We start from the raw sequence: 14,621 nt of genomic DNA on the forward strand, positions 1-14,621 counted from the left end.
GTCACGGTGTCTGCCTGTCGAGGTCGCCCGTGACGCAGAGTTCGTGTTCCCGTTGGGAGGACACGGCGTGGGCGCCTACCCGGTTGGCACCTGCGAGGAGGAGGCTCTCCCCGCGTTGCGCTGACAGCAACATCCGCGCCTCTCCCCCGGTCAGATTGAAGCTGTCGGCGACGGCGGCGATGGCCTGCGGGGCTTGGCGCATGAGGAGCTGAGTGGCCGAGTTCGCGACGACGGCCTGCCCAAGTTCGGAGCCCAGCAGGTCAGCGGCATCCTGTGTCACCACGGACACCCCGGCCCGCCGTTTCCGGGCGGCCTTTGCCAGCCGGTTGAGGAATCGGACGCCTTCGCCGTCGCGCAGCAGGGTCCAGGCCTCGTCGACGATGACGAGGCGGCGTGGGTCGGCGGTCGGGCCGTCGGCGGGTGGGGCGTCGACGGTGCGCCAGATCGCGTCGAGGGCGAGGAGCATCCCGGGGGCGCGGAGTTCGTCGGCGAGCTGTCGGGTGGACCAGACCACCAGGTGCCCGATGGGTCCGGTGGTGGTGGGTCCGTCGAAGAGGTGGCTGAAGCTGCCGGTGGTCCAGGGTGAAAGGCGGGCGGCAAGGGTGAGCGCCGGCGGTGTGGCGTCGACCTCCAGGGCCGCGGCGATGTCGCGTAGCAGCGGAGCCGGGCGAGCCCAGGTGGTCGGTTCGTTGGTGATGCCGGCAGCAAGGTACGCGGTGTTGACTGCCCGGTCGAGGGCGGCGCGCTCGGTGGGTGCCATCGCGCCGTCCTGGCCGCTGGCGCCGAGTAGGACGTTGACCAGTGTGTGCACGAACAGCGCTCGCCGGTTGCGGGCGTCGGGTCGGTTGTCGTCGACGGCGATGTCCAACGGGTTGAGCCGGACGTCGGGTGCGCCGAGTTGGATGACGGTGCCGCCGACCGCTTCGGCGAGCCTCAGGTATTCGTCTTCGGGGTCGATGACGTTGACCTGCACTCCGTCGTAGAGGGAGCGCAGGGTTTCGAGCTTGATGAAGTACGACTTACCGGCACCGGATCGGGCGAGTACGACACTGTTGTGGTTGTCGGCGGCCCAGCGGTCGTGCCAGATGATGCCGTTGGTGGCGGTGTTGACCCCGTAGAGCACCCCGGAGGCGCTGGGCGGGTCGCCGGGCAACGGGGCGGGCAGGTCCGCGGAGGCCAGGGGCATCGCTGCGGCGAGGGCATCGGTGTCGAAGACCCGCCGCATGCCGATGCTGTCTACGCCCATCGGCAGGGTCGACGTCCAGGCCGGCAGTTGCCGCCAGGTGGCTGGGACGGTGTCGAGCATGACCGAGGCGGCGGTGGCCCGTACGTGGGCAACGGACTCGGTCAGCTCGTCCAGGTTGGGCGCGTGCACGGTGACGTAGTGGCCGACCCGGAACAGGCGGCTCGCGCCGCGGGCGACCCGGTCGGCGAGTTCGGCGGCGTCCGCGGCGGCAGCCTCGGTGCCGGGGTCGTCGAGGCGTCCGTGTTGGGCATCGGCGCGCCGGGAGGATTCCAGTCGGGCGCGTTGGCGGCGCAGCCGGGACGCGGCGACCTGCGGGGCGAGCGGTTCGATGTGGATGACGACGTCGGCACGACCGGGCCAGCCGGTTAGTGGGAGTAACCAGCCAGCCCCGACCTCCGCCGGGTAACCGTTGACGATCAACGTCGAGGCGTAGCCCTCACCGATCTTGAGGTAGCGGGGGGTGACCTCCACGCTGGCCGGGCCGATCAGCGCGGCGAGGGTGTCGGCCTCCGCAGGCGGGGGTGCGGCCGGGATGGCAGGCCGACGAGGACGAAGCAGTCGCAGCAGGTTCACGACGGCTCCTCGGAGGTGATGGGCTCGCCAGGTAGGGCCCGTTCGCCCGGCACGGGCAGGGTGTAGGGATCGACGGCGGCGGCCAGCACTGCGGCGACGGCAGGGCCGTCGAGTACGCGGGTGCTGGCGCCCAGGCTCTGCAAGGCACCAGCGGTGTGCTCGGCGGCGCGCAATGCGTCCTGGTCGCGGCGGGCGCCGGTTGCGGTATGGACGATGGTGACGGTGCGCCACAGCGGCTGCCGTTCGTCTTCCAGATCGAGGAGGAACTCGGCGTAGTCCGCTGCGGCGTCCGCTAGCGCAGCGTTGGGCAGCAGGTCCGCCGCGTCGGCGATGCGCTGGGCGTGCCCGGCCAGGTTGACGCGTTGGGTGGAGACCACGATCTGCACCGGGGCCGTCAGGCTGTTGAGCCACCGCGCGTAGGCGCCGACCAGGGCGGCCTGCTCCGCTGCGGTGCGGAGTCCGAGGTTGACGGTGCTGACGGCGACCAGTGCGGCGCTGGTACCGCCGAGGTCGACCACCCCGTTGGTGGCGATGGACCGGGCCGGCAGGCGCAGTGGTGTGGGTGGGGTCAGCTCACCTTCGGCGCTGCTGGGGACCGGTGCCCACCGCGGCGTCTTGATCACCCCGCCGGGTGCGGGAACCTGCCGTCGTGGGGTGCGGGAGCCGCGAACCGCGGCGAGCAGCCAGGCGTCCAGGCTCAATCCGTCGCGGCGGCCCAGCGCGAGGACGGTTGCGGTGCCGAGCAGCGGGACCAGACCGCCGAGCAGGACCGGCATCGGCAGAACATCGAGCAGCGTCCGAAACAGCAGGTAGGCGGTGGCCACGGCGGTGGCCAGGATGGCGACCTGCCGGGTGGTCAGGTTGAACAGCAGGCGATCGGGTGTTTCGACGTCGGCGGGGATCCTGGCACGAAGATCGACATCAGACATGGGGTCTCCTCAGGCAGATGGTTGGGTCTGGGGCGCGGGGTGTCAGCCGGGCAAGCCGTTACCGGTGCTGTTGCGTCGGGCCGACTGTCGGGAGGATGGAGTCGGTGGCAGAGCGCTGGCGGCTTGGGATCGCGCTGCCGCTGACGCGCGGGTGGTGCTCGGGCCATACGCCGTCGTTGACGGCCAACCCGTACCGCTCGGGGTTTTTGCCGCCGCCGGCCCCGGCCCGATCGATGACGGCGCCGCTCCGGACCCACGTGACGGCCGATTCGCCCCGCTCAGGCCTTGGACCGGGGAGTCCGCCGGCCAGCCGGTGCCGGATTCGGTGTAGGCCCACGACCGACGCCAGCGGGGCATCCGCTGCGGTACCGCGGTGGCCGGGGTCCGCCCGGACGGCACCCTCGGGAGAGCACGCTCCGCGGAGGCCGGTGCCGCCGTCGGCGCGGTCCTGCGCGGGACCGGCCCGGGCCGTGGTCCGCCGCCAGTCGGTCTCGGCAACGATGGGCCGGTCCCTGGTCCCCCGAGGCCAGCCTGGCCGGCGGCCACTCGCGCCGCCGACCGGCTGGCCTGTCGGCCACCGCGCCACATACCTCCGGTCAGGGCCCGACTGACCTGCTGCACGATCGCGACGCGGACGAACGCGCCAACGACGTTGTTGGACTGACCCCCGGTGACGTAGCGGCGCATCAGGGCGGGGATCTTCACCACGGCCAACAGCAGGCAACAGATGATGAACAGGTTGAACGTGCCGGTCGGGTCGTTGGGCAGGCCGAGGGCGGGCAGGTTCGCCGTTGGGCTGAGGAAGACGGTCAGCGCGGTGTGCAGGGCGAGTGCTTGGGCGATGACGGTGGCCAGGGCACCGATGAAGGCTCGCCACCACAGCTTCGCCGCGGGTTCGGTCCATGGTGTGGCGTGACAGGCCAACGCCACCGGTGCGATGCCGACGAGGATCACCAGCAGGCCGAGGCGCAGGATCCAACCAACCATGATCATCGCGACGAGAGCTGCGATGGCAATCCCGATGATCAGCGTGAGGAGCGCATTGGCGGGGTTGGTGAGGGCGCCGACGACGGTGCGTTTCATCTGAGCGAGGGAGCTGTCGGTGGCGATGGGGTCACTGGTGAGCGCCTGGGTGAGCGCGTTGCCCAGTTCGATGAGCCCCTTCGACAGCGGCGTCGCGAAGTTCGCTGCGATGAAGCCGATGACCAGGCGCGGCGCCAGCTCACCGACGCCGTAGCGTGCCTGCACGCTGTCCCGACCCATGATCACGACGCCGCAGGCGATGATCGCCAGCACGAAGCAGGTGTTCACGATCATCAGGGCGCGGGCGCTGATCGACTCCACCTGCGGCAGCCCAGTGACATCGGGTACGACGAGAAACGCCGAGGACAGCAACGACCACAAGGCGTCGATGATGTCCGCGACCCGCTGTGCCAGCCAGGTGAGGATCTCGTCCAGCAGGGTTCCGACTCCGGCGATGTCCCAGAACATCGGGGTCAGGTCCCCAGGATGCCGCGCAGGATGGTCAGCAGCACCGGGGCCAGCACGGCGAGGGCGTAGCCCGTCGCTGCGCCCTTGAGTGCGCCCTTGGCCTTCTCCACCTGCCCGGGGTCGCCGCCGGCCATCAGGTACAGCGCCCCACCGTAGGTGAGGAACAACGTGGCGACGCCGACGAGGATGCCGACGATCCAGACCACCAGGTTGTTGATGACGGTCGGGAGGTTGTTGACGGCGAGCAGGTCCGGCGCTCCGGCGATGGCCTGCGCGGCCAGGCCGAGCAGGACACTGGCGTTGGTCGTAGTGGACAGGGACAGTCGGTTCAGGATGCGGCGCATCGGTGGTCACCTCCCGCCCCACCTCTCGGTGGGGCGTACTCGAAAGCGGTTGGGAGGCGCCGCCCGCACGAGCGGGGACCGTGGAAGCACTGCTCCTTCCACACCGGGTTCGGTTTCGTGGTGAGCACGGACCTGGAGCCGGACCGAGTCACCACCCGTGCCGGGCGGCGCCCGAGACCGCTCGCGTACCCCGGCTGGCGTGTCGGAGGGGTGATCGGTCTCGTGACCGCCAAGAGCCTGTGTTGGGCCCGGTTTCCCGGGGCTGACCGGCCAACGCATGACCAACCGTCACCCAACGGCTCGCCCGGTCACTGGCCGGGCCACGCCCGTAAGGACGTGCGGCGGACCGGCTTGGCCGGGCGGGAACGCAGCCGGACGTGGGCGAGTTCCCCGGCGCAGATCGCATCGACCAGCCTCGACTCGGCCCGATCACGCCAGTGCGAGGCCAACTGTCCCGCGATGCCCCACCGAGCGGCAGCCGCCTGCACCGATGCGCCTTCCAGCCGCGTCTCGGCGATGATGTTGGCGTCGTCGGCGTCGATCACCCCGATCGCCACCGCGCGGGCCAGAACGAACTCCGGGTGATCCCACGGCTGCAGCGGAGTACGCGGCCCGGGTGGCTCACTGTCGAAGGGTTCGGTGGTGACGTCGGCGTAACGCACCTTGAGGCCCGCCCGCCCGGCGGCGTCGAGCATGCGCGGGAGGATCCGCGGCTGGTCGACGTCCACCCGGCGCATCAGACGGTCCCAGAAGGTCCCCAGGATCTCCGCGTCGATATCGTCACTGTCGCCCCGGTAACCCCGCGCCAGCCCACCGGCCAAGGCCCGCAGGCCGGGCATCGCGAGGCCGACCGCCCCCAACCCCCAGCCGGGGCCGTCCTGGCGCGAGCGGACGACGAGCTCCCGCCAAACCAGGTCGCGGACCTCCCGCGAGGTGTCCCGGTCGAGGAGGAACCGCTTCAGCTCGTACAGAGACATCAGGCGGTCCGGGCAGCCGTCGAACCGGCGGCCGTCGAACTGGAGAGTCGTGGGCGGGTGGACGAGCAGGTCGAACGCGCGCTGGGCGGAGTCCAGCGGAGATTCGGGCCATTCGGAGAAGGAAGGCATCGCGGTACTCCCGGTGTGCGGCGGGCTGCCGCCGGCGGCGGTAGCTCTCGAGGCTCATCCACACACGCGCACCCAACGCAGCCTGCCGTTCATCGATGGTCTACTCCGTAGAGAACCGATCAAGACCCGGGTACACATACGACTGTTGTCCGCAGGCCACAGCGCTGAGCCGTCCTGTTAGCCAACAGGAAGCCGTTCTTCGCAGGACCGCGGCCGGAGCTCGCTGACAGGGCTTGTTCCAGCAGCTCAAGGGACTGTTGGCTGGTGTTGGGTAGAAACCTGGCCAACAAGGCGCGGCCGACCCGCTAGGAGGCTGGTGCATCAACCGCGCGCACGGTCTGCTGCAAGGTTGAGGACCGGACGGCTCGACGTGGTCCGAACAGCAGTCCCCCGGGCACCCGTCCGCCGTTGGGTCGAATCTCGCCGTCGTTGGGTAACAGCGCCCCGCTGTTGGGCCGACCCGGCGGGCCTCCTGACAGCAGGTTGCCAACCGTTGGGTTGCCGTTGGGTGGCCAACGCACTACTCCCCCCGCAGAGTCGCCGTCACGACCGCTCTTGGTGGTCGTGAGCACGGGCCAGCCGGTGTGGAAGCCACCCACCGATGACCAGATCCTCCGCAACACCCGAGAATCCCAGCGGGCCGAACCCCTCGTCCCGAGGCTGCAGACCCGATCCATACGCCGACAGGTCCACCTTCGGTCACCACCGCGACTTTCTTCACGTCGACGTCATCGTCGGTGGCTCGCCGATCTGGATCTCGGTCTGGCGCAGCGGCGCCCTTGGCGAGATCAGCGAGTCCACGTTCCGCCGCCTGCTGGCGCGTCGGATCATCGCCGTCTACAGCCGGCGCGGCGCGACCGTGGTCGACTTCGACGGCGACCCGACCGTTCGCGACGAGAGCGTTGCCGCGGGCCGTACCTACCGCCCGGTCACCCATGCTGCGGACCTGGCTGACCTCGACGCCGTGGAGCAGGTCGACCTGATCGTACTGCGCTGGCCGCGACCCCAGCCGCTCGCGCGACCCAGGCCGGCCGACGGTGCGGTGGCCGATCTCTTCCGTGCCCTCCGGCTGGTCATCACCCCGGACGGCTTCGCGGTCCTCATCGTCGAGCAGCGTCCGACACGACCGGCGCCCACCGAGGTCGTGCACCTGGCCGGGCTTGTCCCCGAGGCTCACGCCGGTGGGATGAACTACCTCCAGCACATCCTCGCGATCACCGCACCGGTAGGCCTGAGCGCGGACAGCGCAGACGCCGCACGGTCGGCGGCCAGTCAGCACGGCTCGCCGACTCACCTGCACCTGCTGGTCTTCGTCGTACGGGCAGGCCACCGTGACTGACCAGCCGGAGACTGCCGCTCACCACCGTCCGTCGCGTCGCCGCCGAGCCCGTCCGTGGGTACGGCCGATCAGCTACCGGCAGGCGTGCGCCTACATCAGCGCCCACCACCAGCAGCTCGAACGACCGCAGGGACACTCGTTTTCCCTCGGACTGACCGACCACGCCGGCAACCTGATCGGGGTCGCAATGGTCGGCCGTCCCGACGCCCGCCACCACGACGACGGCCTGACCGCCGAGGTCACCCGCTTGGCGTACGACGGGCCACGCAACGCGTGCTCGGTCCTGCTCGCTGCTGCGTGGCGAGTCGCCCGACGCATGGGCTACCAGCGCATGATCACCTACACCCGCACCGACGGGCCCGCCGCCGACCTACGGGCCGCGGGTTGGAAGGTCGTCACCGAGGCGGTGCCCTCCGCACTCGGATGGAATCGGCTCAGACGGCGCCGAGCGGGGCGTAGCACCAGCGACGCGACCCGCACTCACTGGCAGGTCACCACTGAGGACTGGCGCATCCGAACCGAAACTCCTGACCGCGTCCCCCGGCGGGTCAGAGAGGGACAGGGCCCACGGTGACCGGCCGCACCGTACACGCGGATCGGCTCGTCCACCACCTTGACGGGCACACCGGCACGCTGTGGCCGGTCCTCGACGACTGCTCGACCTGGAGCGTCACCCCATGCCAATAGACGCAGGAAAGATGCTCGCGGGTCTGCCCACTCCTTGGCGGGGTTTCCTGGAGGACTGGCATCGGTCGTTGCGTTCAGGGAACTATCCGGAGACGACCCGCTACAACTATCTGCTCGCCGCGGCACAACTGGCCCGCTACCTGCAGGATCGCGCGGAATCGGCGCCTGACACGTCGGAGGCAGCCCACGATCCCACTGCCGTGGCCCGGGCACATCTGGAGGAGTTCCAGGCGTGGATGGTGGAGACACGCTCACCCGCAACCGCCCTGAACAAGCACAAGGGTCTGCAGCAGTTCTTCAAATGGCTCGCGCTCGACGAGGAGGAGATCGATCGTTCGCCGATGGAGCGCGTGCGGCAGCCCAAGACGCCGCAGAAGCTGATCCCGATCATGCGCGACGACGACACGCGACGCATCCTGGATACGTGTCGCGGCAGGGCGTTCGTCGACCGTCGAGATGAAGCAATCATCCGATTGCTTTACAACACGGGCGCGCGGCTGTCCGAGGTCGCCAACCTTCACGTTGACGATGTCAGCCTCGCCGACACAGACACCGTCCGCTACCACGGCAAGGGCGCCAAGGACCGCCGGGTACGGCTCGGACCCAAGACCGCTCGCGCCATGAGCCGCTACCTCCGAGCACGATCGCAGCACAAAGGAACGTTCCTTGCCGAACTCTGGCTCGCGGACCGAGGCATACGGGCACTTGCCGCCAACGGCATCAAGCTCATGCTCAAACGTCGCGGCCGGCGCGCCGGCGTCGCGAACGTCCACGCCCACCGATGGCGCCACAACTTCGCCCACGAGTGGAAGCGCGCCGGCGGCGACACCGGCGACCTGATGCTGCTGCTCGGGTGGACCTCAGACGACATGCCCCGGCACTACGGCGCCAGCGCAGCCGCCGAACGCGCCCAGGAGAGCCAATCCCGTGTCGGGATCGGTGAGCGTGTCTGAGCCCGAAGAACCGACAGCCGGGTCGACGGGGCTGACACCGGAGCAACGTCGACGCCGGGCACGCATGGCCGCCCACGCATCCTGGGCCAAAACGACCGACCGCCGCGCCCGCACCGCAGCGGGGACGCAGGGTTTCCTCGATCGCTTCGAGCGACAAGTCGATCCCGAGGGCCTGCTCGATTCAGATATACGCGCGGAAATGGCACGACACGCCAGGACGGCGTACATGTTGCAGCTGGCGGAACTGTCCCGGAAGTCCCGCCGTCGACGCACCGATCCGAGTGGGAAGGCAGGTACGCCGTGACGTAGAAGGGTCGGCATGGCAAAGGGCTCCCAGGACTGCTGTCCACGTGTCCCATCGCCGCGCGGGCTTCGGTGCCCTCCGGCCACGTTGAGTCAAGGCACTGCGTGTCGTACAAGCGGACTTCGGCCAGGGCGGATGCGTGGCCTTGCACCGCCGATCGGGCACAATGCCCTGCGTGAGTGCTCCAGCAGCGTTCCAGGTCGAGGAGAGAGCCGTTCGGCTCGACTACGGGCAGTTCTGCCTCTGCGGTAAACCATCGCCCGGTGCCGACCACATGACCCTGCTCGAACAAGCGATCAACGGCTCAGGCATCGCGGCGGACGACCACGGGGTCATCGTCATCTCCCCTCACCAAAACAACTTCGAGATGCCGTTCCGTCTGGAGGTGTGGGACGACCGGCCGCTTGATGATCACGAGGAGTGGGAGGAGGTCTTCGAGGCCAGCCTCCTGGTCGTCGACGATGTGCTTCGCTACTTCAGCCCCACGGACGCCGTCGCCGACTTCAAGGTGCCCAGCGGTCGGTATGCCGCACGAATATCAGGCCGGGGGTTCATCAACCGCGGCTGGCCCGGCTCGACCACCCCCGGCGACAGCTGGCGGGTGCAGCTCTGGCCGTCTGCCGGCGACTTTCCCGTGCGCCGGCTCAAGGAATGGCGTCATCCTGCCGCCTGAAGGCGACCCCACAACGGGCCGAGACACCGCTCCCGAAGATGCAATCAACGGTCGCGTGACGTCAGCAAGCACAGCCAAGCCGCCCCGCTGACCGACGCTGCCCCTGAACGCCGGCCGGCACGAGCGACCCGTGACATCCCCAGCAGCGCACGAACGGCGGCAGATTCCGTGCTCACTTGATGACGGGCTAATGAAGACGCGCTGTCGGCCCGACCGATGCCGTTGGCTGGGTCGGCGTTATCGTGCTGCGCATGGCCGTTCCCGGTTGGCTCGACGACACCCGGACCTCCTACGACGCGGCGGCGGTCAGCTATGCAGACCTGCTGCGCGACGCTCTCGCCGACGAACCGTTCCAGCGGGGCATCCTTGCGCTCTTCGCCGAGTTGGTGCGGGCTCAGGGGAACGGGGCGGTCGCCGACGTCGGCTGCGGCCCGGGCCGGATCACCGCGTACCTGCACGGTCTCGGCCTGGACGCGTTCGGTGTCGACCTGTCACCCGCGATGATCGAGGTGGCCCGGCGGGACCATCCCGGCCTGCGTTTCGAGGTGGGCTCCATGACTCGCCTCGACCTGCCCGACGACTGTCTGACCGGCCTGCTCGCCTGGTTCTCCCTGATCCACGTCCCCGACGACGAGGTACCCGCAGTCCTCGCCGAGTTCCGCCGGGTGCTGCGGCCCGGCGGCGTCGTGCTGCTCGGGTTCCACGCCGGCGACAGCAGTCGACTGAAGACGCAGGGCTACGGCGGTCACCCCATGCACGTCTACGTGCACCGCCGCCCACCGGGCCGGGTCGCGGCCTGGCTGGACGCCGCCGGCTTCACCGTCGAGGCCGAGATGAACCATCGGCCGGCCCCGAACGTCGAGGGCGGTTTCGTCTTCGCCCACCGCTGAAATTTGCCGGGGCCATCCGTAACCGCGGACTCAGGCAGAGCAGACCCGCAGGTGCGGACTTTGAAGGCTGCGGTGTTCGGCTTCCGTGCGGCCGAAGGTGCCGGCTGGCTCAGCGCTTGCAGGTCCTCGGCCGTGCAAAATTCCGGTGTCGATGTGGCACGGCGGTGGCTAGCGTACGCAGATGAGCACTATCCCGATGGCCGGACCGCGGCTGCGGTTCTTCACCGATCCGGTCGAGTTCCTGGCTGCTGCGGGTGACTACCTGGGCGCCGATCCGGTCGTCGGCACGGTCGTGACCACCGTCGCGCACCGGCTGTTGTCGCAGCGGGCCGAGGGGATCTCGCAGCCCGACCGCAATTGGTGGCTGGTGGTCAGCGACGATTCCGGGGCCGTGGTCGGTGCAGGGATGCGCTCGGCGCCGTTTGCCCCCTACCCGCCATTCCTGCTGCCCATGCCCGACGAGGCGGCTGTTGCGCTGGCCCACGCATTGCACGAGCGCGAGGAGGAGGTACTCGCGGTCAACGGAGCGATGCCTGCCGTTGAACTGTGCGCCGCCGAGCTGGCCCGGCTCGGCGGGGGTCGAGTCCAGGTCGCCCAGCACACGCGGCTGCACGAGCTCGGCGAGCTGGCGTGGCCGCCACCTGTGTCTGGCGGCTTGGTGGTCGCGACCGAGGATGACGTGGGACTGGTCACGGAGTGGTTCGCCGCGTTCGTGGGCGACGCCGACGAACAGGCGGGTCGCCCGCGCGGTACCAGTGCGCACGAGATGCCAGACCGCGCGGAGATGCTGCGCCGGCTCCAGGCCGGGCGGCTGTGGTTCTGGGTCGACGAGACTGGGGAGCCGGTGCACCTCACCGGTGTCAACCCACCGTCGGTCGGGGTGGCCCGCGTGGGCCCGGTGTACACGCCGCCGGCCCAGCGCGGGCGTGGTTGGGCCAGCAACGCGGTCGCCGAGGTCTCCCGGCGGATTCAGGCCGAGGGTGCGCGGGTCTGCCTGTTCACCGACCAAGCAAACCCGACCTCGAACAAGATCTACGGCGCGCTCGGCTACCGCCCGGTCGTCGACATGGCCAACCTGGCCATCGTCCGCTGACGCCGAATGTACGGCGGCAGGTGAGTCCGTGTGCCACGCTTTAGGCTTTGCGCGCTCTGCAGAAGGGGCAGCCCGGCTCGTTGGCATCGAGGGCCGGCGTAGCGTCTTTGGCATGGCAGGCCGCTGGCATCCGGAACACGGGCATGAAGGCTTCCTGGGAGTAACTGCGAACCAGGCACGGCTGGTGCTCGATGTCGAGGAGGGTTGGCCCACCTACGACGCGGGTCTCGAGTTTCAGGGGCTGGCCATGAGGGCTATGTCCGAGACCCCCGCGGGCGAGTACCTACCTGACATACCGACCGCGCTCAACCTCATCTGGGGAGCACTGACAGATGAGATGGACGCTCCTGGAAGGGGATCGCCGGAACAGGACGCCGCTGCGGTCCGACACATGAAGCAGGCGGCAGCCGAATGGCTTGCGGTCGTGGATTCGCGAGTTGCCAGGGCGGCCTACCTTGATCGCTGGTTGCACGATGAGTGCGGCTACCAGCGGATGGCCCCTGAATCTTGATGTCTCCGCAGCCCGGCGAGGATGTAGCCGGGTGAGATGTTCCGCTGCACCAACCACGTGCGGCGGTGCGTGATGCTCGGTTGACGGCAGATCCGGATGCTGAGGGTCGCGCTCATACTTGCCTCGTGACCAACCAGAGCGATGCCCTTCGGGTGCTCGTCATCGACGGAGCCTCGTTCGTCGACTTCGCCGGCTTTGTACGCGAGTTCTCGCAGCTGCTCTGTCACAGCACCTGGAACGGCAACCTCGATGCCTTCAACGACCTCCTCCGCGGCGGCTTCGGCACCCCTGAGACCGGATGGGTGCTCAAGTGGGTCAACTCTGGCTCGTCCCGCGTCGCGCTCGGCTATGACGCCACGGTCCGATGGCTGGAGCAGATCCTCCTCACCTGCCACCCGTCGCACCGCGCGAACATCGAGGTCAGGGTCAGCAACGCGCAGCATGGCCAAGGGCTGACGCTGTTCGACATGATCGTGGAGATCATCCACGACCACGGCCCAGGCGGCAGCGAGTCCGAGGACGGCATCGTCATCGAGTTGCACTACTCCGTTTGGCCGGATGTACCGAACCCTGACCGTTGCCGCCAGACCCGGACGGCATCCGCTCACTGAGTCCACGCCTCCGCCGACGGAGGCGTGGACCCATCGACGCGCGAATCGCGGCTACCAGATCGGTGCTTTCCTCACCGCCGCTTGGCCGACCTTTCGGGCCAGTGGCCGCCGAGCGCTCACCGACGCTGTGTAGCACCGGAGGGGGGTGCGGCCCGAGTCGCGACCTCTTACCGACCGGTAACGCCGTCGGTAAGCTCCCGCAGGATGTCGGCGTGACCGGCATGCCGGACGGTCTCACTCGTCATGTGGGCCAGCACCCAGCGAAGCGTACGAGGCGCGTCACCGACCGGCTGCGCGGTGAGAACATCCGGGCCGGCGGCTGCGCTGATGTGGGCGTCGCTCTCGGCGATCGCAGCCCGGTAATCAGCGATGATCTGATCTGAGGACCGGTCCGGCCCGACCACCATGTCGAAGTCCACATCGGCGTAGCGCGGGTCGCCAGCGAACGTGTAGCCAAACCAGTACCGTTCGGCGTCGATCAGGTGCTGGACCACGCCAGCAGTGTGGTGTCAGAGACGACCAAGCGGCGCCGCAGCTGCTCCTCACTCAAGCCCGCGACCTCTTCACCACGCAGGATCGAGCGAAAGACAGGAAGGCGAGGGCGGTGTCGAGATCGCCACCGTCGTTGCGCGGCACCGCTTCGCGTTGGGATTCGATCATGACCCGACCTCACGTGATCGTCATTGGGGGAGGCAGACGCGGATGTCGCCTGAGCGGTTCCGGCCAGACTCCCGCTCATCGGCTATGACTGCGCACCGAGCGACGAGAACGAACGCGCGGTCCGCGGCAGAAGAGCGCGCCGATGTGGTGCAACAACCCTAGGGCAAACTGGACCCATGACGGCCGAATCTTGCGTATCCCTGGCAGACCTACGGCAAGGAATGACCTTGCTGCTTGACGAGCTTGAGAAGCAACGCGGGCAAGTCGTCGATCTCCGGGCCGACTACTACTGGACGATCAGCCCACAGGAAGCGTTCCGATTCGAGGGCACCAAGCCGCCCGAGGCAACTCTCGGACAGCTCAGCGACGATCTCGGCTCGATGCGGGACATGCTCGCCAGCAACGTGGACCATCCCGTGGTGTGGCACGACCTGGCTCACCTCATCGGCATCCTCAGCCGGCTTGCCGCGTTGGACCTCCCAACTCGCGAGGAGCCGCACACGGGCACCTGACAGGCGAGCGGTTCGCGGCATGAGCGCGCAACCGCACCCGTCCGCGTGTCGGGCAACCAGTTACGGCGTTCGCGGAGGCTCGGCCGGGCGGCTGCTGGCGTTGTATGAGTTCTTGGCGGCGACCACGGCCGCTTGGAGATGCTCGGGGTCGACGCCTTGTACGTTGAGCGGCGGGTGCACACGCCGGACAAGTGCCGCCTCGATGGTCCCCGGTTCCGCGTCCTCCGCCCAGGTCAAGCGCAGGTGCGTGTGCATCCATGCGGTCAGCCGCGCCTCATCCTCGGGGACCAGGACGACACGGTCGGTCCAGGTCGTCCGGTAGCCCTCGGCCACCAGAAGTCCGGCCAAGGTACGGCGCAGAGTCGAGCTGCCCGAACGCCTCAGATGGTTGCGCAGGATCCGGCCCCGCAGGTTGGTCGCCCGTCCGAGGTACAGCAGCCGTACTGACGGGACGTTCTCATTCGGCAGCCCGGGGAGGTCGGGAAGGACCGAGGGAGCAGCCCACCAAGCGTAGACACCGCTGCCACGGCTGAGCCATTTGACGGCGACATCGAGTTCGACCGGCACGCCGGAGAGCAGCCGCAGGGCCTCGTCGACCCGGGCTTCGTCGGTGGGGACGTCGTCGGGTCGCCGTTCGGGAATGGTCATCGAGGCCATTGTAGGTCCGGGGCGGATTGTGGCCGGGACCGGAAGAACCGG

At 69.0% G+C, this 14,621-nt stretch carries 15 protein-coding genes and 1 pseudogene; 9 read left to right on the top strand and 7 right to left on the bottom strand.

All coding sequences use genetic code 11. From position 1 onward, the window contains the following. Window position 1: 1 nt before the first annotated feature. The 5 genes from AB0C01_RS07900 to AB0C01_RS07920 all read right to left on the bottom strand — a co-directional run bounded on the left by AB0C01_RS07900 (window position 2) and on the right by AB0C01_RS07920 (window position 5,689). Entirely contained in the window at window positions 2-1,780 is a 1,779-nt protein-coding gene (locus tag AB0C01_RS07900) for a conjugal transfer protein TraC (protein WP_357570709.1), read from the bottom strand. Between the two features lie 35 nt (window positions 1,781-1,815). Beyond that, the gene (locus AB0C01_RS07905; protein WP_357570666.1) at window positions 1,816-2,748 is read right to left on the bottom strand and encodes a PrgI family protein; all 933 of its coding nucleotides are present in this window, start codon (window positions 2,746-2,748) and stop codon (window positions 1,816-1,818) included. Window positions 2,749-2,790: 42 nt separating this feature from the next. After that, window positions 2,791-4,239 (bottom strand): hypothetical protein, encoded by a 1,449-nt coding sequence (locus tag AB0C01_RS07910; RefSeq protein WP_357570667.1) that lies wholly within the window; start codon window positions 4,237-4,239, stop codon window positions 2,791-2,793. Window positions 4,240-4,244: 5 nt separating this feature from the next. Then, complete coding sequence (locus tag AB0C01_RS07915) at window positions 4,245-4,583, bottom strand: pilin (RefSeq protein WP_357570668.1); 339 nt, start codon at window positions 4,581-4,583, stop codon at window positions 4,245-4,247. A 308-nt stretch (window positions 4,584-4,891) separates the two neighbouring features. Then, the gene (locus tag AB0C01_RS07920; protein ID WP_357570669.1) at window positions 4,892-5,689 is read right to left on the bottom strand and encodes a hypothetical protein; all 798 of its coding nucleotides are present in this window, start codon (window positions 5,687-5,689) and stop codon (window positions 4,892-4,894) included. 601 nt (window positions 5,690-6,290) lie between these two features. Here AB0C01_RS07920 and AB0C01_RS07925 point away from each other — a divergent pair. The 8 genes from AB0C01_RS07925 (at window position 6,291) to AB0C01_RS07960 (ending at window position 12,750) form a co-directional block, all read left to right on the top strand. Further along, on the top strand, window positions 6,291-7,028 hold the full coding sequence (locus tag AB0C01_RS07925; protein ID WP_357570670.1) for a hypothetical protein: 738 nt from the start codon (window positions 6,291-6,293) through the stop codon (window positions 7,026-7,028). Then, window positions 7,021-7,602 carry an XF1762 family protein gene (locus AB0C01_RS07930; RefSeq protein ID WP_357570671.1) on the top strand — a complete coding sequence of 194 codons (582 nt, stop codon included), beginning with the start codon at window positions 7,021-7,023 and terminating at the stop codon, window positions 7,600-7,602. Before AB0C01_RS07925 ends, AB0C01_RS07930 begins: the two co-directional genes overlap by 8 nt. A gap of 124 nt (window positions 7,603-7,726) precedes the next feature. Next, window positions 7,727-8,668, top strand: a complete 942-nt coding sequence (locus AB0C01_RS07935) for a tyrosine-type recombinase/integrase (RefSeq protein WP_357570672.1) — start codon at window positions 7,727-7,729, stop codon at window positions 8,666-8,668. Window positions 8,669-9,246: 578 nt separating this feature from the next. After that, a complete protein-coding gene (locus tag AB0C01_RS07940) occupies window positions 9,247-9,645 on the top strand; it encodes a hypothetical protein (RefSeq protein ID WP_357570673.1) in 399 nt (132 codons plus the stop codon). A gap of 251 nt (window positions 9,646-9,896) precedes the next feature. Next, a complete protein-coding gene (locus AB0C01_RS07945) occupies window positions 9,897-10,535 on the top strand; it encodes a class I SAM-dependent methyltransferase (protein WP_357570674.1) in 639 nt (212 codons plus the stop codon). A 181-nt stretch (window positions 10,536-10,716) separates the two neighbouring features. After that, on the top strand, window positions 10,717-11,628 hold the full coding sequence (locus tag AB0C01_RS07950) for a GNAT family N-acetyltransferase (protein WP_357570675.1): 912 nt from the start codon (window positions 10,717-10,719) through the stop codon (window positions 11,626-11,628). Between the two features lie 112 nt (window positions 11,629-11,740). Further along, entirely contained in the window at window positions 11,741-12,139 is a 399-nt protein-coding gene (locus tag AB0C01_RS07955) for a hypothetical protein (protein ID WP_357570676.1), read from the top strand. 125 nt (window positions 12,140-12,264) lie between these two features. After that, on the top strand, window positions 12,265-12,750 hold the full coding sequence (locus tag AB0C01_RS07960) for a barnase inhibitor (RefSeq protein WP_357570677.1): 486 nt from the start codon (window positions 12,265-12,267) through the stop codon (window positions 12,748-12,750). 167 nt (window positions 12,751-12,917) lie between these two features. Here the strand turns inward: AB0C01_RS07960 and AB0C01_RS07965 are convergent. Beyond that, a pseudogene (locus AB0C01_RS07965) lies at window positions 12,918-13,410 on the bottom strand (DinB family protein). A 227-nt stretch (window positions 13,411-13,637) separates the two neighbouring features. On the opposite strand from AB0C01_RS07965, the gene AB0C01_RS07970 reads away from it, so the two are divergent. After that, window positions 13,638-13,922 carry a hypothetical protein gene (locus AB0C01_RS07970; protein ID WP_357570678.1) on the top strand — a complete coding sequence of 95 codons (285 nt, stop codon included), beginning with the start codon at window positions 13,638-13,640 and terminating at the stop codon, window positions 13,920-13,922. A gap of 60 nt (window positions 13,923-13,982) precedes the next feature. Here AB0C01_RS07970 and AB0C01_RS07975 read toward each other — a convergent pair whose 3' ends face one another. Continuing rightward, on the bottom strand, window positions 13,983-14,570 hold the full coding sequence (locus tag AB0C01_RS07975; RefSeq protein WP_357570679.1) for a GIY-YIG nuclease family protein: 588 nt from the start codon (window positions 14,568-14,570) through the stop codon (window positions 13,983-13,985). Window positions 14,571-14,621: the final 51 nt, after the last annotated feature.

Source organism: Micromonospora sp. NPDC048905 (assembly GCF_040649655.1).
Taxonomy (GTDB): Bacteria; Actinomycetota; Actinomycetes; order Mycobacteriales; family Micromonosporaceae; genus Micromonospora.